Source organism: Pelomonas sp. Root1217 (assembly GCF_001425705.1).
Classification (GTDB): Bacteria; Pseudomonadota; Gammaproteobacteria; order Burkholderiales; family Burkholderiaceae_C; genus Pelomonas.
Window position 1 is genome coordinate 204,909 of record NZ_LMDC01000001.1, and the last position, 18,210, is coordinate 223,118.

Genomic DNA, 18,210 nt, shown 5'->3' on the forward strand with positions numbered 1-18,210 from the left:
CCGCCCCCGGCCGCCACCCTCCGCAGGCCGCGATGCCCGCCCGCGCTCAGGGCGAGCGGCGCTTGGCCAGCCCCAGCAGCAACGAACCACCCAGCAGCAGCATCAGGCCCGACGCGGGCTCCGGCACCGGCGCCAGATGCACGTCGGTGACCGCCAGCGCCGAGGCGCCGAGGGCGTCGAAGCCGTCGAACACGCCGAGGCTGACGCTGTGCGACCCCGCGGTCAGCGGCGCGCTGCTGAAGGTCAGATAAGCGGTCTCGTCGAACAGCGGGGAGGCCGAACCGCCGACGAAGGCGGCGCTGTTGACGCTGGTCAGCTTGATGACGGTCGTCTTGTCCAGCACCACATAGGCGGTGTCGTCGGCGGGCGTTCCCGGCGGGTCGTTGCTCATGAACTTCCACGAGAAGATCAGGCGCTCGCCAGCCGCGGCCGTGAAGTCCGTGCTCAGCCCGGAGCCCACGGTGGCACCCATGCCGCTGAGGGCGCCGGCACCGAGCCCGACGAAGGATTCCAGGGTGGCCGCGGCCACCGCGCTGCCGCCGAACAGGAAGCCGGCCGTGTCGGCCGTGCCGAGCACGGCCTGGGCGCCGAACCCGGCGGGTGGCGAACCGAATTGACTGGTGGTGTCCACCGCGACATTGCCGGCCTTGGTCCAGCCCGCCAGGCCGCCGGCGAAGTCGCCATTGCTGACCCCCGCTGCCAGCGCCGTCGATACCGCCATGCTCAGGGCCGTGCCCAGGCTCATTGCGGCCAGCGTGAATTTGAATTGCTTCATCGATATCTCCAAACAACTGGGTTGAAAAAGGGTGCGGCGTTCAGCGCACCGTGCCGATCTGCGTGATCTGCAGCGTGCTCTGCTGCTCGACGCCCAGGCCGGCCTTCGCGCAGTCGAGCGCATTGGTGCTGACTTCGGGCTTGAACGACACGGACTGGCGCGAACGCAGGTTGGTGCAGGTAACCTTGGCGATGTCCAGGCCACCCACCTGGACGGCTGGCACTTGCGTGTTGACCAGCCCCACCTGCGAGACCTGCACCCGCTCCCCGTGCAGGGAGACCAGGCCAGCCTTTTCGCAGTCGAAGCTGCCGTCGCTGTTGGCCTGCACGCTGACCGATTGCCGCGTGTTCAGGTTGGAGCAGACCACCTTGCCGCGCAACAGGCCGATCAGGATGCCGTCCACCGGCTTGGCGCGCTTGCCGGCCATCTGCAGGAAGACGTGGGTGACCAGATCCTTGGTGACGAAGGTCTTCTTGTCCGCGTCCCATTGCAGCGCATCGGGCTCGACCAGGTCGCCCATGAGGAAGACCGAGGCGCCGGGGAAGGGGTCGGTCGCCAGCGCGCCCCTCACGTCGGGGTTGACCTCCTGAGCGCCGGCCGTCGCGTCGCCTGCTGCCGGGCCGCGGAACTTGATGCGCACGTTGTGTCCGTCCTTGAGCAGGTTGCCGATGAAGAAGTGGGCCTCGCCAGGCTTGTCGGGCGAGCCTGCGGGGAGTTCGACGCCCGCGGGCAGCTGCAGCTGGCGCCATGGCGTGATCGATTCCTGCTGGTTGTCGAACAGCTTCACGCCACCCGTGGCGTCGAACAGCATGCTGTCGATGTGCGCGGGCCGTGGCAACACGAAAGCCCGCCAGTTGCGCAGCACCAGATTGGCTGCCGCGAGGTTGGCCAGGCCCAGCGTGAAGTTGCCATTCGAGGACAGGGTGCCGGTGTCGAAGCTCGGTACGCGCGGATGCAGGGGCAGCGCGGCCCCGGAGCCGTCCAGCAGCGTCGCGTCCACGATGACCACCTGGTCCGAGGTATTGAGGATGTCTTCCTGCGCGAAATGCGTGCCGACGTGGAACTGTTCGGCACCCCGGACCTGGCCGGCGATGCTGCCGGGCTGGTTCGGGCTGGCCCAGCCCTTGGCGGACTGCCAGGTGACGAAGAAGCGGTTGTAGCTGATGCCCTTGTAGGTCCGCGTGCCGGACGCCACCACGCCCGGCGGGTTCCAGGGGCTCAGTGAACCGGTGTAGGTGGACACCGGCGTCAGCGACGTGCTGCGGCTGAGCACTTCCATGCGCAGCCGCGAGGCGGTGGCGGCATTGGGGTTGACGAAGTCCCAGTTGGCCAGCGACTGCAACGTCAGGCCGACGTTGTTGGCCAGGATGCCGAAGTCCTGGTCGCTGAAGTGGCGCCGTTCGCCGACGCGATTGGTGCAGGGCATGGATGGCCCCGCCGGCATGATGTGGTGGACGAAGGCGTCCTCGCCGGTGTGCACCACGGCGCTGTGCGAGAGGCCGTAGTTGTGTCCGGCCTCGTGCGCGGCCGTGCCGCCGATGCCCTTGGCCCAGCGATCCAGCGTGTTGTTGGCGCCGGAGAGCTCGGCGCTGCAGAACACACCGTAGGAGCCGCCGAAGACGCGCGCGTGGTCGATGACGTCGGCGTCACCGGTGTCGACCGCCTCGGCGATGCCGAACAGCGAGGGATCAGTGTCCGCGCCGATGGCGACCATGTTGCGCCGTGCAGGCGGGATGGCCAGCGAGTCCGGATTGGTCGTCGTGGGCGGCAGCACCTGGACGTTGAACTCGCAATAGTCAGTGGCCACCACGTCGAAGATGCGGTCGCGCAGCTGGGCCGTGGTGCCGGCGGGCGCGCCGGGCAGCGAGCCGATGGCAAAGGTGCGCGCCGGCGACACGTTGGTCGCGTAGGCCGGGAAGGTGGCGTCATTGGCCGTCGGGTAGTAGAGGAAGAGCTTGTTCGGCTTCATCGCGTCGATGGCGCCGTAGTTGTGATAACAGGTCGGAGCGGCCTGGGCGGACGTGGCCAGCAATGCGGCGCCGAGGCAGCCGGCCAGCTTGAAATGAACGGGCAAGCGAATCATGAAAAACCTCCTGAGAGCGAGTCCTGCGAGCAGGGACGCATCAAACTTAGGCGGCCGGTTTTCGGGCTTCACCCAACCTTCACCCTTCATCGAGAGGAAGACTGCCGCTCCTAGGGGGACGTTGTTAGGGGGAGCTTTCTAGGGGGGCTGGCGGGCGCCGGATGCCGTTTATCCCCGTAGTTAGGCCATGCAGCGCTACCGATGCGTGATGCCATGCGTTGAAGGGCATTTGGCACGTTGAAATGCGCAGCAACGCATGCAGGGTGGCTACGAAGGCGCGCGCGGCGCGCCGGTCGAGCCTCGTCTTCGGGGGGGCGGGAGGTCGGGCGGCCGGGAAGCGGCCTCGTAGAATCGAGGGTTGCACGGCACCAGCGCCGTGCTGCCAAAGGAGCTAGAGCCACATGGCCGGACATTCCAAATGGGCCAACATCCAGCATCGCAAAGGCCGTCAGGACGAGAAGCGCGGCAAGATCTGGACCCGCATCATTCGTGAGATCTCCGTCGCGGCCCGCCAGGGCGGGCCCGACATCAAGGACAACCCGCGCCTGCGCCTGGCGGTGGACAAGGCCAAGGCCGCCAACATGCCGGCGGACCGCATCAAGTACAACATCGACAAGGCCAGCGGCAACATCGATGGGCTGACCTACGAAGAAATCCGCTATGAAGGCTATGGCATCGGTGGCGCGGCCATCATGATCGACACGATGACGGACAACCGTGTCCGCACCGTGGCCGAGGTGCGCCATGCCTTCAGCAAATACGGCGGCAACATGGGCACGGACGGCTCGGTGGCCTTCCAGTTCAAGCATTGCGGCCAACTGCTGTTCGCGCCCGGCACGTCGGAAGACAAGCTCATGGAAGTGGCACTGGATGCCGGCGCCGAGGATGTCATCACCGGCGACGATGGCGCCATCGAGGTGCTGACCTCACCCGCGGATTACGAGATCGTCAAGGCGGCGCTTGAGGCTGCCGGCCTGGTGCCGGAGCTGGCCGAAGTGACGATGCGCGCAGAGAACACCATCGAGCTGAGCGGCGAAGACGCTGAACGCATGCAGAAACTGCTGGACGTCATCGAAGACCTCGACGATACGCAAGCCGTCTATCACAACGCTGAGCTGAATTGATGCGAGTTCTTGTCATTGGCAATGGTGGCCGCGAGCACGCGCTGGCCTGGAAACTGGCCCAGGGCGAGCGCGTCAGCCAGGTTTACGTCGCGCCCGGCAACGGCGGCACGGCTCGCGACGAGCGGATCGAGACGGTGCCCATCGGTATGACCGACGCGCGCGCGCTGGCCGATTTCGCCGCCGAACAGAAGATCACGCTGACCGTCGTCGGCCCCGAGGCAGCGTTGGCCGCGGGTGTCGTCGACGAATTCCGCTCGCGCGGCCTGCGCATCTTCGGCCCCACCAAGGCCGCCGCCCAGCTCGAGAGCTCCAAGGCCTTCGCCAAGGACTTCATGAAGCGCCACGGCATCCCGACGGCCGCCTACGAGACCTTCTCGGATGCCGCCGCGGCCCATGCCTACGTGGATAACCGCGGCGCGCCCATCGTCATCAAGGCGGATGGCCTGGCGGCAGGCAAGGGCGTCGTCGTCGCGATGACGCTGGCCGAGGCGCACGAGGCGATCTCGTGGATCCTTGAGGACAACAAGCTGGGCGTGACGCACAACGCCGGCGCGGATGGGCTGGCAGTGCCGCGCGTCGTCATCGAGGATTTCCTCGAAGGCGAGGAGGCCAGCTTCATCGTCGTCTGCGACGGCAAGCATGTCGTGTCGCTGGCCACCAGCCAGGACCACAAGCGCCTGCTGGACGGCGACGCCGGCCCCAACACCGGCGGCATGGGCGCCTACTCGCCTGCGCCGGTGGTCACGCCGAATGTGCATGCCAAGGTCATGCACGAGATCATCCAGCCGACCATCACCGGCATGGCGCGGGACGGCCATCCGTTCACCGGTTTCCTTTACGCCGGCCTGATGATCGACGACCATGGCCAGCCGCGTACCGTCGAGTTCAACACGCGCATGGGCGACCCCGAGACCCAGCCCATCATGATGCGGCTCAAGAGCGACCTCTTCGAGCTGATGATGCACGCGACCGACGGCACGCTGGACGAGGTCGAACTGCAGTGGGACCGCCGCGTGGCGCTCGGCGTCGTGCTGGCGGCCGAGGGCTACCCGCTCAACCCGCGCAAGGGCGACGCCATCAGCGGCCTGCCGGAGGACGACGACGAGGCTATGGTCTTCCACGCCGGCACGGCGATGGTCGATGGCCAGCTCGTCACCAGCGGGGGCCGCGTGCTTTGCGTGACGGCCCTGGGTGAATCCGTGCGCACCGCCGCGCAGAGCGCCTATGAGCTGGCCACGGGCATCCAGTTCGCAGGCCGCCAGTACCGCAGCGACATTGGCCACCGGGCCATCAAGCGTTGAACGCAGCACCCATTGTCCTGACCGGGCCCCTGCGCCCGCATGGCCCGTCCAGCGCCCTGGCGCGCTGGCTGCTGGGCCTGTTCGGCTGGACGGTGGATGCACCTGGCGTGCCGGCGGAGCAGGGTGTCATCCTGGTCTATCCGCACACCTCCAACTGGGACTTCGTTGTCGGGCTGATGGCCAAGTGGGCCGTCGGTATCCAGCTGCGCTTCTGGGGCAAGGACAGCCTGTTCAAGGCGCCCTTGCTCAGCCACTGGATGCGCTGGATCGGCGGTGTCGGTGTGGACCGCAGCAGCTCGCATGGCATCGTCGCCGACACGGTGCGCCAGATGCGGGCCGCCGCGGCGCGTGGCGAGCGCTTCTGGCTGGCCGCCGCACCCGAGGGCACACGTTCGCTGAAGAGCGGCTGGCGCACTGGCGCTTACCAGGTGGCCGTGCAGGCCGGCGTGCCGGTGGGGCTGTGCTATTTCGATTTCGAGCAGCGCGTCGTCTCGGTGACGCGCTTCGTCATGCTGACCGGCGACGTGCATGCCGACTTCGCGCTCTTTGCCGCCTATTTCGGCAGGCGCGTCGGCAAGCACCCCAAGCTGGCCAGCCCCATCCGCCCGCGCACATGAACACCCAAGCCGTCCGCGACTATCTGCTCGAGTTGCAACAGCGCATCGTCACGGCGCTGGAAGGGGTCGACGGCAATGCCTTCGCGTCCGACGGCTGGACACGCGAGCCCGGTGGCCGGCTCGAAGGCGACGGCCTGTCGCGGCTCATCGAGGGCGGCCCGGTGTTCGAGCGCGGTGGCGTCAACTTCTCGCATGTGAAGGGCCGCGTGCTGCCGCCGTCGGCGACGCAACATCGCCCCGAACTCGCCGGAGCGCCCTTCGAGGCCTTGGGCGTGTCCCTGGTGCTGCACCCGCACAACCCCTTCGTTCCGACGGTGCACATGAATGTGCGTGCCTTCATCGCCTTGCCGCCCAATGCGCCGGCCGTAACGTGGTTCGGCGGCGGCATGGACCTGACGCCCTACTACGGCTACGAGCGCGACGCGCAGCACTTCCATCGCATCTGTCGTGACGCGCTGCAACCGCATGGCACCGAGCTGTACCCGAAGTTCAAGGCCTGGTGCGACGACTACTTCTTCCTGAAGCACCGCCAGGAGCCGCGCGGCATCGGCGGCATCTTCTTCGACGATTTCGCCGAAGGTGGCTTCGACGCGGGCTTTGCGCTGATGCGCTCCGTCGGCGATGCCTTCCTGCAGGCCTACCTGCCCATCGTCGAGCGCCGCCAGGGCTATGCCTATGGCGAACGTGAGCGCGACTTCCAGGCCTATCGCCGTGGCCGCTATGTCGAGTTCAATCTCGTATGGGACCGCGGCACCCTGTTCGGCCTACAGTCGGGCGGCCGCACCGAATCCATCCTCATGTCCATGCCCCCGCGAGTGTTGTGGCGCTACGACTGGGCGCCCGAGCCGGGCACGCCCGAGGCGAAGCTGTACAGCGACTTCCTGCGCCCACGCGATTGGGCCGACGAAATACCCACCGCACTGTGGCTGTGAAGCTCGCAATCTTCGGCGGCAGTTTTGACCCGCCCCATCTCGGCCACCTGGCCTTCGCCCGCTTTGCGCTGGACGCACTCGCACCGGACCGCATGGTCTGGCTGCCCGCCGGGCGGCAGTGGCAGAAGCCCGACCAGATCATGGCCGCCGCCGTGCACCGCGCCGGGATGATCAAGCAACTCATCGCCAGTGAGCCGCGCTTCGTGATCGACGAGCGCGAGCTTCACCGCCGCGGCCCCAGCTTCACGGCCGATACTTTGCGTGAGTTCGCCAGCCAGAACGCTGGCACGGAGCTGATGTTCCTGATCGGCCAGGACCAGTACGCCCGGCTGCCGAGCTGGTACCAGGTCGAGACCATCACCACGCTGGCCACGCTGGTCGTCGTGCCGCGTGCTGGTGAGGCCGTCGTGACCCCGCCGGGCCTGCCGGCACACCGCCTGCAGGTGCTGGACTTGCCCGAAATTCCCCTTTCGTCCACCGCCGTGCGCGACGCCGTCGCGCACGGCGAGGACATCAGCCCCATGGTGGGCGCCGAGGTGGCGAGCTATATTGCCTCGCACCGCCTCTACGAGAAGAAGCACTGAATGGACATTCGCAAGCTGCAACGAGCCATCGTCGATGGTCTCGAAGACGTCAAGGCCCAGAACATCGTTGTGTTCAACACCGAGCATCTGTCGCCTCTGTTCGAGCGCGTCATCATCGCTTCGGGCACGAGCAACCGGCAGACCAAGGCTCTCGCGTCCAGCGTGCGTGAAACGGTCAAGGGGCGCGGCATGCAGGTCATGCGCACCGAGGGCGAGGACAACGGCGAATGGATCATCGTCGACTGCGGCGCCGCCGTCGTCCACGTGATGCAGCCGGCCATCCGCGACTACTACCACCTCGAAGAGATCTGGGGCGACAAGCCCGTCAAGCTCAAGCTCGGCAGCACCGAGACCAAGCTGGTCAAGGCCTCCGAGGAGCCCGCTGCACCGGTCAAGACGGCGCGCAAGGCCACGGCGTCCAAGCCCATCACGACCAGGGCTGCGGCCAAGCCTGCCGCGAAACCTGCAGCCAAGGTAGGCGCCAACAAGGCGGTACCGTCGGCTGCTGCCAAGAAGGCGGTTGCCAAGAAGGCCGCAGCAGGCACCCAGGCGCCCAAGAAGGGCGTGACCCGCAGCGTGGGCGTAAAGACAGCGACACCCGTCAAGACCGTGAAGGTCGGCGCCGGCCAGGGTGTCGGCAAGGCGGCAACGGCCAAGCGGATCACGCCTGCGGCCAAGCCAGCCGCCAAGGCAGCACCCCGCGCGCCTGCCAAGCCTGCCGGCCGCGCGGCTTCGAAAAAGGGCTGATGCGCCTTTTCCTTGTCGCCGTGGGCCAGCGCCAGCCGGCCTGGGCCGACACCGCCTACGAGGACTTCGCCAAGCGCTTCCCGCCCGAGCTCAAGCTGGAGCTGAAGGCCGTCAAGGCCGAGGCGCGAGGCAGCAAGACGGCCGAGCAGCTGATGGCGGCCGAGGCGGCGCGCATCGAAGCAGCTTTACCCAAGGGCGTGCGCCGCATCATCCTGGACGAGCGCGGCGAGCGCCGCACCTCGGTGCAGTTGGCTGAGCGGCTGCAGCTGTGGATGGGTGAGGGCCGCGATGCCGCCCTCATCATTGGCGGGCCCGATGGCTTGCATCCCGACCTGAAGGCCACGGCCGACGAGACCTTGCGCCTGTCGGACCTCACCTTGCCCCATGCCTTCGCCCGCGTGCTGCTGGCCGAAGGGCTGTATCGCGCCTGGACCGTGACTACCGGCCACCCGTATCACCGCGAATGAAGCCAAGTTTCATCTACCTCGCCTCGCAAAGCCCGCGTCGCCGCCAATTGCTGGAGCAACTTGGCGTCAGGCATGAGTTGCTGCTGCCCGGCGCCGACGAGGATGCCGAGGCGCTGGAGGCGGTCCAAGCCGACGAGGTGCCCGAGACCTATTGCGCCCGCGTCACCGCGGCCAAGCTGGATGCGGCGTTGGCCCGTCTGGCCGGGCGTGGGCTGCTGTCGGCGCCCGTCCTGTGCGCAGACACGACCGTGGCCGTCGACGGCCTCATCCTCGGCAAACCCGCCGACGATGCCGACGCTGCGCGCATGCTGGCCTTGATGTCTGGTCGCACGCACCGCGTCATCACCGCCGTTGCGGTGGCCGATGCGACGCATCGCGCCGCGGCGCTGAATGTGTCCCATGTGGAATTCGCGCCGCTGTCGGCCACGCAGATCGACCGCTACGTCGCCAGCCGGGAGCCGTTCGGCAAGGCCGGCGCCTATGCCATCCAGAGCCAGGCAGCCGCCTGGATCGTGAAGATTGCCGGCAGCTACTCGGGCATCATGGGGTTGCCCCTCTTTGAGACGGCGCAGCTGTTGGACAAATTCGGTTTTGAGTTCTGATTTCTGAGTGCCCCCAGGTCCGGGTTGCGCCCAGCCCGCCCCCCGAGGGGGTCAAGGAAACTTGGGGCGGCCCGGCGTTTCCTTGCGAGTTTTGATGCGTGCTGCCTCGGCCGGCGGCACGCATCAGCATTCAAAGGCGAGAGATGGAAGACATCCTGATCAACTGGTCACCGCAGGAGACGCGGGTGGCCGTGGTCGAGAACGGCGCCGTGCAGGAACTGCACATCGAGCGCACGTTGGAGCGGGGCCTGGTCGGCAACGTCTACCTCGGCAAGGTGGTGCGCGTGCTGCCCGGCATGCAGAGCGCCTTCATCGATATCGGCCTGGAGCGCGCCGCCTTCCTGCATGTGGCCGACCTGCACAGTGCCTCGCAGTTCGGCCATGGCCGGCATCAAAACGGCCATGGCGTCGAGGTGCCGCCCACGCCCATCGAGCGCCTCATCTTCGAAGGCCAGCCGCTGACGGTTCAGGTCATCAAGGACCCCATCGGCACCAAGGGTGCCCGGCTGTCCAGCCAGATCAGCATCGCCGGCCGCATGCTGGTCTATCTGCCGCAGGACGAGCACATCGGCATCAGCCAGAAGATCGGCTCGCCCGAGGCGCGCGAGGCCTTGCGCGCGCGCATGGTCGCGCTGGTCGGCACCAAGGAGCAGGGCGGCGGCGGTGGCTTCATCCTGCGCACCAATGCGGAGGACGCCAGCGACGAGGAGCTTGGCGCCGACATCGCCTACCTGCGCAAGACCTGGCAGCAGATCCGCGCGGGTGCGTTGACGACGCCGCCGGCCAACCTGTTGCACCAGGACTTGAGCCTCGTCGAGCGCGTGCTGCGCGACCTGACGAGCGAACGCACGGGTTCCATCCGCATCGACTCCAAGATGCAGTACGACGTGTTGCGAGGCTTCGGTGAGACCTTCATGCCGGCCGCGACGGCCAAGCTGGAGCATTACCGCGGTGAGCGGCCGATCTTCGACCTGTGCAATGTCGACGCCGAGATCGCCCGAGCATTGGCGCGCAAGGTGGAGCTGAAATCCGGCGGCTCGCTGGTGTTCGACCAGACCGAGGCCATGACGACCATCGACGTCAACACCGGCGGCTTCGTCGGTGCCAAGAACTTCGACGACACCATCTTCAAGACCAACCTCGAAGCGGCGGGCTCCATTGCGCGCCAGCTGAGGCTGCGCAACCTGGGCGGCATCATCATCGTCGACTTCATCGACATGACGCGTGAGGAGCACAAGACGGCGGTGCTGGCGGAGTTCCGCAAACAGCTGGGCCGCGACCGCACCAAGGTGACGGTGGGCGGCTTCACGCAGCTGGGCCTGGTCGAGATGACGCGAAAGCGCACGCGCGAGTCGCTGGCCCGCATGCTCTGCGAGCCTTGCCCGACCTGCGAGGGCCGCGGGCAGGTCAAGACGGCGCGCTCGGTCTGCTACGACATCCTGCGCGAGATCCTGCGCGAGGCGCGCCAGTTCTCGCCCCGCGAGTTCCGAGTCGTGGCGGCGGCCAATGTCGTCGAGATGATGCTCGACGAAGAGAGCGCCCACCTGGCCGGCCTGTCCGACTTCATCGGCAAGCCCATCTCGCTGACCGCCGAGCCGACCAACCAGACGGAACATTACGACATCGTCCTACTCTGAGTCGGGACCAAGGACAGCACACTGCGTGCTGTCCGCCGCCCTCCGAAGGATTTGCCGCCTGCCCGCGGCAAAGCATGAAATGGTGCGGCGCTGCGGCAGAATTCCGGACCGCACTGCAAAGTCAACTGCATGATCTCTCGCCGTCTCAGCCTTGCCGCGCTCGCGGCCTTCCCTGCCGCCTCGGCCCTGGCCCAGGTGCGCATCGACATCGCCGGCACGGGCGGCACTCGCATCCCGGTGGCCATCGTCGATTTCCGCGATGACGCCAAGGCCTCGGGCCAGCCCATCGCCGCCATCGTGCGCGCTGACCTGGAACGCAGCGGGCTGTTTCGCAGCGTCGATGCGCCCGCCGGCCTGAGCGAGACGAGCAGCCCGGCCTGGCCCGACTGGAAGGCCAGGCAGGCCGATGCACTTGCAGCGGGTTCGATCACCCGACTGGCCGACGGACGGCTGGATATCCGCTTCAAGCTCTGGGACGTCGTCAACCGCACCGAGCTTCTTGGCGAAGCCCATGCCGTGCACCCCGACGATGCCCGCCTCGCCGCGCATCGCATCGCCGACACCATCTACCAGAAGCTCACCGGCGAGCGCGGCGTATTCGCCACCCGCATGGCCTATGTGACCAAGGCCGGGCCGCGCTATAGCCTGGTCGTCGCCGATGCGGACGGCGAGGGCGCCAAGGTCGCATTGACCAGCCCCGATCCCATCATCTCGCCGGCCTGGGCCCCCAATGGCCGAGAACTCGCCTACGTGACCTTCGAGAGCCGCAAGGCCACGGTGCGCGTCCAGGACGTGCAGACCGGTGGCCGCCGGGTGCTGGCCGATTTCAAGGGCACCAACAGCGCGCCGGCCTGGTCGCCCGATGGCTCGCAGCTCGTGCTCAGCCTGTCGCGCGACGGCGGCACCCAGCTCTTCGTCATCAACCGCGACGGCTCGGGCCTGCGTCGCCTCACACAAAGCGGCTCCATCGATACCGAGGCGTGCTACTCGCCCGATGGCAGCAAGATCTATTTCGTCAGCGACCGTGGCGGCGGCCCGCAGATCTACCGGATGCCGGCCAGCGGCGGCGCTGCCGAACGCGTGACCTTCAGCGGCAACTACAACATCAGCCCGGCGGTCAGCCCCGATGGCCGTACGCTGGCCTACATCACCCGCATCAGTGGGGCCTTCCGCTTGTCGGTGATGGACCTTGGCACCGGCCAGTCACAGCAGATCAGCGAAGCCAACGACGATGAAAGCCCGGCGTTCGCGCCCAATGGCAAGCTCATCGTGTATGCGAGCCGTGCCGGCGGCAAGGAAGTGCTGATGACGACCACGCTGGACGGCAAGATGAAGACGCCGCTGCTGGTCACATTGGTAGAGGTTCGTGAGCCCACGTGGGGTCCATTTACACGCCAGTAACTTGACAGTTCATACCATGTTGGACAATGGCGCGCCCGCGCCGCTGATGGCGCAGTGCTCCCCATCCCCTGCCCCCTGTCTGTTGTGGAGACTATTCGAATGAAACTGACCCGCTTTGCGCTCACCCTGACTGCCGTCGCCGTGCTGGCTGGCTGCAGCTCCGCCGTCAAGCTGGACGAGCCCGCGCCGGTCGAGACGCGCCAGACCACACCGCCCGCGGCGACCCCGGCGCAGCAGCCGACGACCGCGCAGACCGCTGTGCCGACAGTTGACCTGTTCAGCCAGTACACCCAGGAAGTCAACAAGGGCGCCAATCGCGTCGTCTACTTCGACTACGACAGCGACGTCGTCAAGGAAGAGTACCGCCCGCTGGTCGACCTGCACGCCAAGCGCCTGAACGCCAACAAGCGCGCCGCACTGAACCTCGAAGGCCACACCGACGAGCGCGGCGGCCGCGAGTACAACCTGGCCCTCGGCCAGCGCCGTGCCGAAGCCGTTGCCAAGTCGCTGACGCTGCTGGGTGTCGGCGCCAACCAGGTTGAAGCTGTCAGCTACGGCAAGGAGCGCCCCGCCGTTCAGGGCAGCGGCGAAGAAGTCTGGGCCAAGAATCGCCGCGTCGAGCTCAAGGACAAGTGAAAGTGATGCGCGCTCTGCGACTGTCGTTGATGACCCTGGCCGCGAGCGCGGCTTTCATGCAGCCCGCGAAGGCGGGCCTGTTCGAGGATGATGAAGCCCGCAAGGCCATCCTCGAACTGCGTGGCACGGTGAAGGCCAACGAGGACGCTGCCAAGCAGCGTGCCGAACAGCTCAACACGCTGGTCCAGGACCAGCTGCAGCCACTGCGCCGCAGCATGCTGGACCTGAACGGCCAGATCGATGCCCTGCGCAGCGAGATCGCCAAGCTGCGCGGCGCCAACGAGCAGCTCGCCCGTGACCTGGCCGACACCCAGCGCAAGCTGGCCGATCAGTCGCAGTCCGTCGAAGCCCGCTTCAAACCGTTGGAGCCGCAGAAGGTCAGCCTCGATGGCCGCGAGTTCCAGGTCAACCCGGACGAGCGCAACCAGTACGAAGCCGCCATCGGCCTTGTGCGCCGTGGCGACTTCACCGAGGCCGTCGCCGCGCTCAATGCGTTTCTGAAGCGCTATCCGGCCAGCGGCTATACCGACTCTGTGCGCTTCTGGCTCGGCAACGCTCAGTACGGCAAGCGCGACTACAAGGACGCCGTCGCGACCTTCAAGGCTTTCATCGCCGGCAACCCTGACCATCCCCGCGCGGCCGAAGCCCTGCTCGCGCTGGCCAATTGCCAGATCGAGCTGAAAGACAACAAAGCCGCCCGGCGCAGCCTTGACGAGCTCATCAAGGCGTATCCCGGCACCGAGGCCGCGCAGGCCGCCAAGGAACGGCTGGCGGCACTGCGCTGATGACCGCAGATCAGCTGGACGCTGATCTGGAGCGCCGCTTCGGCGGCCTGCGCCGCCTGCACGGCGACGCCGCCTACCAGCGCCTGCGCGCCGCGCGTTTCGCGGTCGTGGGCCTGGGTGGCGTCGGTTCCTGGGCCGTAGAAGCCCTGGCGCGCAGTGGCGCCGCCGAGCTGACGCTGATCGACCTGGACCAGGTCTCCGAATCCAACATCAACCGCCAGATCCAGGCCTTGGGCTCGACCGTCGGCATGGCCAAGGCGCAGGCGCTCAAAGAACGCATCGCCGATATCCATCCCGGCTGCGCGGTGCGCGTCATCGAGGAATTCGTCGAGCCCGACAACTGGCCGGGGCTGATTGACGATGCCGAGTTCGACGGGCTCATCGACTGCTGCGACCAGGTCCGCGCCAAGGCCGTGCTGGCTGCCTGGGCTCGCGAGCATGCGCTGCCTTTTGTGACCGTCGGTGCCGCTGGCGGCAAGCGCGAGCCGCATCGCGTCGAACTCGACGACCTCAGCGCGACGACTCACGACCCTTTGCTGGCCTCACTCCGCCAGCGCTTGCGCAAGCATCACGGCGCGCCGCGTGCCGGCAGGATGGACGTCGCCTGTGTGTATTCGCGCGAGCCGGTGCATCTGCCCCAGCAAGGAGAGGGTGAAGCCTGCGACATCGTCGGCGTTGGCGACGGCAGCCTGAACTGCCATGGCTATGGTTCCAGCGTCACCGTCACGGCGACCTTTGGCCTGTGCGCCGCGGCCGAGCTGCAACGCCTGCACCTGAGTCGAAATCCGGGTTGACGGCCGTTCAAGAACTTCTTGTGGAGCCTCAAAAAACCTGCCTATAATGGCGGGCTCTGCTTGACACGGGACGTTAGCTCAGTCGGTAGAGCAGCGGACTTTTAATCCGTTGGTCGCAGGTTCGAATCCTGCACGTCCCACCAGAATTTTGAGCGGTGATTCGACGGAATCCACGCTACAATCTTTGGCTCAGCTAGGTCCGCTTAGTTGAATCAGGGCTCTTAGCTCAGTTGGTAGAGCAGCGGACTCTTAATCCGTAGGTCGAGTGTTCGAGTCACTCAGGGCCCACCAAAATTTAAGAAGCAAAAAGGCACTTGGCGAACCGCCAAGTGCCTTTTTTGCGTTTGGAGTGCGGCGTCGGGAGAAGCCGCAGCAGCTTGAGGTTCAAAGCCCCAGCAGCGCCTTGGCACGCGCCAAGTGCTCCAACCGGTCATCCAGGCCGTTGTAGCCGCCATTGATCCGCTTGGTGACAGCCTTGGCGTCGTCGGCTTCGGCGAGCGGGCCGATGCCGCGCGTCTTCCAGAACCAGCACGCCACGTCGACGCAAGCGAACGGGTCCTGGGCAAGCTGCGTGGGGTCGCTGACGTAGTCGGTGCCGGTGAACTTGCTGTAGTCGCGGTAGTTGTTGCGTCCGGTGAGCTGGATCAGGCCGCGGCCCTTGAAGCGTGGGCCGTCACCGGGCTCCGTGTTGCCGAGATCGGTGCGGCCGTCGTAGGCGTTGCCGCTGGCCAGCTCCTCGGCGTAGAGCAGCGAGCCCGATTCGTGTGCGAGCTGGGCGATGAAGTGGGCGATCTGCCGCGGCGTGTCGATGCCATAGCGCGTCATGCCCTTCACCAGGGGCTCGAAGTAGAGGTCGATGCGTTTTTGCATGGCCCGTGGCATCACGATGCCGAGCTTCTCCTTGGTCGCGCCGGGAGGCAGGCCCGCCAGCAGCCGCGTCATCGTGGCGTCGCCCGGCGTCACCAGGCCATCCGACTCCGGCAGGCCCATGGCCTGGGTCTCGAAGGCGCGGATCGCGTCGATGGTGTTGGGGCCGATCTGCCCGTCCACCCCCAACTGCTTGAGCGCCGCGCCGCTCCAGGCCTCGCTGTTCATGTTGAGCAGGACCTGGACGATGCGGACATCGGCGACATCGTTGCGGGCACCCAGCCCGACGCTCTTGGCAATGCACATGGCAACGGCTCCCATCAGGAAGAAGAGGTGTCGACCTTATGCGCCCGCCGCGGCCAGCGAATCCCCAATCAGCAGGATGAGATTGCGATTGCCGCCTCTAAGCTGCAGCGGCTGCCGCTGGACGACGGCAACCAGGTGCGCTGAAGGCGTAGCCTCAGGGCGTCAGTGGTCGGATGCTGACACCCAGGCTGCCGGGCGGATGCAGCTCATTGAAGAGCTGCCAGATTCGCCCGCTACGCGCCGCCTGGGCAAGGGCCTGGCGCAGTGTGCGCCGGTCGGCCTCATTGAGACTGCGACGCGACAGATAGAGGCCGCTGGCGTGCCAGCCCAGCTCCTCCAGCGGTTCGACGCGCAGGCGCTTCAGCAGCGGCGTCAGCTCGCCGTCCACGACCAGGGTGCCGACGAGGATGGATGCCGTCATGACGGTGGCGTGGGCCAGGCCCTGGCGCAATGCGCGGGCGACGCCGCTTGGGTCGGCCTCCTCGACCAGGCGCTGGCGCTGGCGCAGCGTCGCGATGGTGCTGTCATAGGCAGCGCCGAAGGAGAAGCCTCGCACGACGGCCAGCTTGTAGTCTGGCCGGGCCAGCAGCTCGGCCAGCGAGCGCGGCACGGGCGCGTCGGTGTCCAGGGTCAGCAGGCTGGCCCGCACCTGGATCAGCGGCACGAACTCGGCGATCGCATCGCGTGCGGGCGTGGCCGAGGCCGGCACGAGCATGTCGGCCTGGCCGGCGTCAAACAACGACTGCAGCCGTGCGCGGGGCACCCGGTGCATGTCGAACTGGCAGCGTCCGTCGGCGGCGGCCACCTCGCGCAACAGTGTCGGGTAGATGCCCTGGGCGCGGCCGTCCTCGAAGCTCACGCTCAGGCCGATGGGAGACATGGGCACGTGGATGGCGCGTGAGCAGTCGGCCCGGGCGGACATCGCCGCCAACAGCATGCAAGCCATCCACCAGCCGGATCGCGCCCTTGCGTTCATGCCCCTCGACCTCGATATTCTTGTGACCCATTGTGCGCGCCCCGCCGTTCCAGCGCATCAAAAAGCAGTTGCACGATGACGGCCAGGGCCGCGGCGGGCAGAGCGCCGGCCAGCATCAGCGTGCTGTCGTTGACGGCCAGGCCCGCGACGATGCGCTCGCCCAGGCCGCCCGCACCGACGAAGGCCGCCACGGTGGCCGTGCCGACGTTGGTGACCGCTGCCGTCTTCACCCCGGCCATCAGCGTGGGCAGGGCCAGTGGCAGCTCGATGGCGCGCAGCGTCTGGCCGCGGGTCAGGCCCAGCGCCAGTGCGGCATGGGTCAGCCCGCCAGACACGGCCTGCAGCCCTGCATGGGTGTTGCGCACGATGGGCAGCAGCGCATAGACGAACAGCGCCAGCAGGGCCGGCACGAAGCCGATGCGGCCGACGAGGGCGATCAAGAAAGCCAGCAAAGCCAGCGAAGGCAGTGTCTGCAGCAGGCCCGCCACCGCCATGACGGGCGCCGCCAGCCGCGGCAGGCGATGCGCCGCGATGCCCAGCGGCACGGCGACGGCCACGGCCAGGGCGAGCGAGGCCAGCACCAGCGCCAGATGTTGGGCAAGCAGCTTGAGCAGGTCGGGTGCAAACAGTCGGTCCATCAAGCCCTGGTGACCCGTGCCGCCCGAGCCCGATTGCAGGAAGCCCTGCGCCACGTCGGCGAAGGGCCGCCCGTCCAGCTCGGCGGCGGCGTTCAGGCGGGTCATTTCGGCTTCGGGCAGGCGGCCGGCCAGGCCCTGCAGCGGCCTGTCGTCGACGGCCGCGCGCATCAGCAACACGGCGTCGTAGCGCGGGAAGAAGCCGCGGTCGTCGCGCAGCACCCGCACGGGCTGGCGGGCGAGCTGGGCGTCGGTGGTGTAGACGTCGATGAGGTCGACCTGGCCATTGGCGAGGGCTTGATACGCCAGGCCATGGTCCAGCCCGGCGCCGGGTTGCAGCTTCAGGCCGTAGGCGCGCTGCAGTGCCGGCCAGCCGTCGGCGCGGGCCAGGAATTCATGCGACAAGCCGGCCTTCAGCGCCGGCGCCTTGGTCGCCAGCTCGGAAATGCTCGTGATTCCCAGCCGCGCCGCGTCGGCCTCGCGCAAAGCCAGCGCATAGCTGTTGTTGAAGCCCAGCGGCACGCCGGCCTTCAGGCCGAGCGGCTTCAACCACGTGTTGATCTGCGCCAGCGGGGCCTGTGCATCCGCAGATGACTCGCGCTTGAGCAGCTCGCGCACGATGGTGCCGGTGTACTCCGGGTAGAGATCAATCTGGCCTCGCTGCAAGGCCGCGGCCAGGATGGCGGTATTGCCCAGGCCCTGGCGGTGTTCGGCGGCGATACCCTGGCCATTGAGCGTCTGCGTGACGATCTCGCCCAGCAGATAACTCTCGGTGAAGCGCTTGGAGCCCACCTGCAGCGCTGCCGGCGCGGCCTGCGCCATGCCGGCAAACCACGCGGTTAGCAGGGTCAACAACCAAAGTGCTTGCCGGCTGGTTCTCATTGCCGCATGGTGCCTCATGGCATGCGTTGCAGTGTCAGACAAGGCCTACACACGGCCGC

General features: G+C 67.3%; 18 protein-coding genes and 2 tRNA genes. 15 read left to right on the forward strand and 5 right to left on the reverse strand.

Annotated elements, in window-relative coordinates:
- Nucleotides 1-46: 46 nt before the first annotated feature.
- Nucleotides 47-775: a PEP-CTERM sorting domain-containing protein gene (locus ASC95_RS00980; RefSeq protein WP_057295936.1), complete on the reverse strand. Its 729-nt coding sequence runs from the start codon at nucleotides 773-775 to the stop codon at nucleotides 47-49.
- Between the two features lie 40 nt (nucleotides 776-815).
- Nucleotides 816-2,858 (reverse strand): hypothetical protein, encoded by a 2,043-nt coding sequence (locus ASC95_RS00985; protein ID WP_057295937.1) that lies wholly within the window; start codon nucleotides 2,856-2,858, stop codon nucleotides 816-818.
- Nucleotides 2,859-3,259: 401 nt separating this feature from the next.
- Here ASC95_RS00985 and ASC95_RS00990 point away from each other — a divergent pair, with 401 nt between their 5' ends.
- From ASC95_RS00990 to ASC95_RS01060, 15 genes are all read left to right on the forward strand, one after another.
- Nucleotides 3,260-3,982, forward strand: a complete 723-nt coding sequence (locus tag ASC95_RS00990; protein ID WP_057295938.1) for a YebC/PmpR family DNA-binding transcriptional regulator — start codon at nucleotides 3,260-3,262, stop codon at nucleotides 3,980-3,982.
- Nucleotides 3,982-5,283: a phosphoribosylamine--glycine ligase gene (gene purD, locus ASC95_RS00995; protein ID WP_057295939.1), complete on the forward strand. Its 1,302-nt coding sequence runs from the start codon at nucleotides 3,982-3,984 to the stop codon at nucleotides 5,281-5,283. Before ASC95_RS00990 ends, purD begins: the two co-directional genes overlap by 1 nt.
- Nucleotides 5,280-5,900, forward strand: coding sequence for a 1-acyl-sn-glycerol-3-phosphate acyltransferase (locus tag ASC95_RS01000; RefSeq protein ID WP_057295940.1), 621 nt, complete (start codon nucleotides 5,280-5,282; stop codon nucleotides 5,898-5,900). The genes purD and ASC95_RS01000 overlap by 4 nt, the downstream gene beginning before the upstream one ends.
- The gene (gene hemF, locus ASC95_RS01005) at nucleotides 5,897-6,832 is read left to right on the forward strand and encodes an oxygen-dependent coproporphyrinogen oxidase (protein WP_057295941.1); all 936 of its coding nucleotides are present in this window, start codon (nucleotides 5,897-5,899) and stop codon (nucleotides 6,830-6,832) included. The genes ASC95_RS01000 and hemF overlap by 4 nt, the downstream gene beginning before the upstream one ends.
- Entirely contained in the window at nucleotides 6,829-7,416 is a 588-nt protein-coding gene (nadD, locus tag ASC95_RS01010; RefSeq protein ID WP_057295942.1) for a nicotinate-nucleotide adenylyltransferase, read from the forward strand. The genes hemF and nadD overlap by 4 nt, the downstream gene beginning before the upstream one ends.
- Nucleotides 7,417-8,163 (forward strand): ribosome silencing factor, encoded by a 747-nt coding sequence (gene rsfS / locus ASC95_RS01015; RefSeq protein ID WP_057295943.1) that lies wholly within the window; start codon nucleotides 7,417-7,419, stop codon nucleotides 8,161-8,163.
- Entirely contained in the window at nucleotides 8,163-8,630 is a 468-nt protein-coding gene (gene rlmH, locus ASC95_RS01020) for a 23S rRNA (pseudouridine(1915)-N(3))-methyltransferase RlmH (protein ID WP_057295944.1), read from the forward strand. The genes rsfS and rlmH overlap by 1 nt, the downstream gene beginning before the upstream one ends.
- Nucleotides 8,627-9,232, forward strand: a complete 606-nt coding sequence (locus ASC95_RS01025; RefSeq protein WP_057295945.1) for a nucleoside triphosphate pyrophosphatase — start codon at nucleotides 8,627-8,629, stop codon at nucleotides 9,230-9,232. The genes rlmH and ASC95_RS01025 overlap by 4 nt, the downstream gene beginning before the upstream one ends.
- A 143-nt stretch (nucleotides 9,233-9,375) precedes the next feature.
- Entirely contained in the window at nucleotides 9,376-10,869 is a 1,494-nt protein-coding gene (gene rng, locus ASC95_RS01030; RefSeq protein ID WP_057295946.1) for a ribonuclease G, read from the forward strand.
- Nucleotides 10,870-10,998: 129 nt separating this feature from the next.
- Nucleotides 10,999-12,270, forward strand: a complete 1,272-nt coding sequence (gene tolB, locus ASC95_RS01035; RefSeq protein WP_057295947.1) for a Tol-Pal system beta propeller repeat protein TolB — start codon at nucleotides 10,999-11,001, stop codon at nucleotides 12,268-12,270.
- 99 nt (nucleotides 12,271-12,369) lie between these two features.
- The gene (gene pal, locus ASC95_RS01040; protein ID WP_057295948.1) at nucleotides 12,370-12,906 is read left to right on the forward strand and encodes a peptidoglycan-associated lipoprotein Pal; all 537 of its coding nucleotides are present in this window, start codon (nucleotides 12,370-12,372) and stop codon (nucleotides 12,904-12,906) included.
- 5 nt (nucleotides 12,907-12,911) lie between these two features.
- Complete coding sequence (ybgF, locus tag ASC95_RS01045; RefSeq protein WP_057295949.1) at nucleotides 12,912-13,691, forward strand: tol-pal system protein YbgF; 780 nt, start codon at nucleotides 12,912-12,914, stop codon at nucleotides 13,689-13,691.
- On the forward strand, nucleotides 13,691-14,485 hold the full coding sequence (locus tag ASC95_RS01050; RefSeq protein WP_057295950.1) for a ThiF family adenylyltransferase: 795 nt from the start codon (nucleotides 13,691-13,693) through the stop codon (nucleotides 14,483-14,485). Before ybgF ends, ASC95_RS01050 begins: the two co-directional genes overlap by 1 nt.
- A 67-nt stretch (nucleotides 14,486-14,552) precedes the next feature.
- Nucleotides 14,553-14,628, forward strand: a tRNA-Lys gene (locus ASC95_RS01055).
- A 72-nt stretch (nucleotides 14,629-14,700) separates the two neighbouring features.
- Nucleotides 14,701-14,776, forward strand: a tRNA-Lys gene (locus ASC95_RS01060).
- Between the two features lie 93 nt (nucleotides 14,777-14,869).
- Here ASC95_RS01060 and ASC95_RS01065 read toward each other — a convergent pair.
- The 3 genes from ASC95_RS01065 to ASC95_RS01075 form a co-directional block, all read right to left on the reverse strand.
- The gene (locus tag ASC95_RS01065; protein WP_057295951.1) at nucleotides 14,870-15,658 is read right to left on the reverse strand and encodes a glycoside hydrolase family 19 protein; all 789 of its coding nucleotides are present in this window, start codon (nucleotides 15,656-15,658) and stop codon (nucleotides 14,870-14,872) included.
- Nucleotides 15,659-15,812: 154 nt separating this feature from the next.
- Nucleotides 15,813-16,538, reverse strand: a complete 726-nt coding sequence (locus ASC95_RS01070; RefSeq protein WP_235537649.1) for an ABC transporter substrate-binding protein — start codon at nucleotides 16,536-16,538, stop codon at nucleotides 15,813-15,815.
- A gap of 92 nt (nucleotides 16,539-16,630) precedes the next feature.
- Entirely contained in the window at nucleotides 16,631-18,151 is a 1,521-nt protein-coding gene (locus ASC95_RS01075) for a glycine betaine ABC transporter substrate-binding protein (protein WP_057295953.1), read from the reverse strand.
- Nucleotides 18,152-18,210 lie beyond the last annotated feature (59 nt).

Excerpts from the sequence above, each read along its gene's own strand:
- pal (WP_057295948.1), top strand. The coding sequence starts at position 12,370 with ATGAAACTGACCCGCTTTGCGCTCACCCTGACTGCCGTCGCCGTGCTG.
- rng (WP_057295946.1), top strand. The coding sequence starts at position 9,376 with ATGGAAGACATCCTGATCAACTGGTCACCGCAGGAGACGCGGGTGGCC.
- ASC95_RS00985 (WP_057295937.1), bottom strand. The coding sequence starts at position 2,858 with ATGATTCGCTTGCCCGTTCATTTCAAGCTGGCCGGCTGCCTCGGCGCC.
- hemF (WP_057295941.1), top strand. The coding sequence starts at position 5,897 with ATGAACACCCAAGCCGTCCGCGACTATCTGCTCGAGTTGCAACAGCGC.
- purD (WP_057295939.1), top strand. The coding sequence starts at position 3,982 with ATGCGAGTTCTTGTCATTGGCAATGGTGGCCGCGAGCACGCGCTGGCC.
- ASC95_RS01050 (WP_057295950.1), top strand. The coding sequence starts at position 13,691 with ATGACCGCAGATCAGCTGGACGCTGATCTGGAGCGCCGCTTCGGCGGC.
- ASC95_RS01070 (WP_235537649.1), bottom strand. The coding sequence starts at position 16,538 with ATGTCTCCCATCGGCCTGAGCGTGAGCTTCGAGGACGGCCGCGCCCAG.
- ASC95_RS00980 (WP_057295936.1), bottom strand. The coding sequence starts at position 775 with ATGAAGCAATTCAAATTCACGCTGGCCGCAATGAGCCTGGGCACGGCC.
- rlmH (WP_057295944.1), top strand. The coding sequence starts at position 8,163 with ATGCGCCTTTTCCTTGTCGCCGTGGGCCAGCGCCAGCCGGCCTGGGCC.
- rsfS (WP_057295943.1), top strand. The coding sequence starts at position 7,417 with ATGGACATTCGCAAGCTGCAACGAGCCATCGTCGATGGTCTCGAAGAC.
- ASC95_RS01025 (WP_057295945.1), top strand. The coding sequence starts at position 8,627 with ATGAAGCCAAGTTTCATCTACCTCGCCTCGCAAAGCCCGCGTCGCCGC.
- ybgF (WP_057295949.1), top strand. The coding sequence starts at position 12,912 with ATGCGCGCTCTGCGACTGTCGTTGATGACCCTGGCCGCGAGCGCGGCT.
- ASC95_RS00990 (WP_057295938.1), top strand. The coding sequence starts at position 3,260 with ATGGCCGGACATTCCAAATGGGCCAACATCCAGCATCGCAAAGGCCGT.
- ASC95_RS01065 (WP_057295951.1), bottom strand. The coding sequence starts at position 15,658 with ATGTGCATTGCCAAGAGCGTCGGGCTGGGTGCCCGCAACGATGTCGCC.
- ASC95_RS01075 (WP_057295953.1), bottom strand. The coding sequence starts at position 18,151 with ATGAGAACCAGCCGGCAAGCACTTTGGTTGTTGACCCTGCTAACCGCG.
- tolB (WP_057295947.1), top strand. The coding sequence starts at position 10,999 with ATGATCTCTCGCCGTCTCAGCCTTGCCGCGCTCGCGGCCTTCCCTGCC.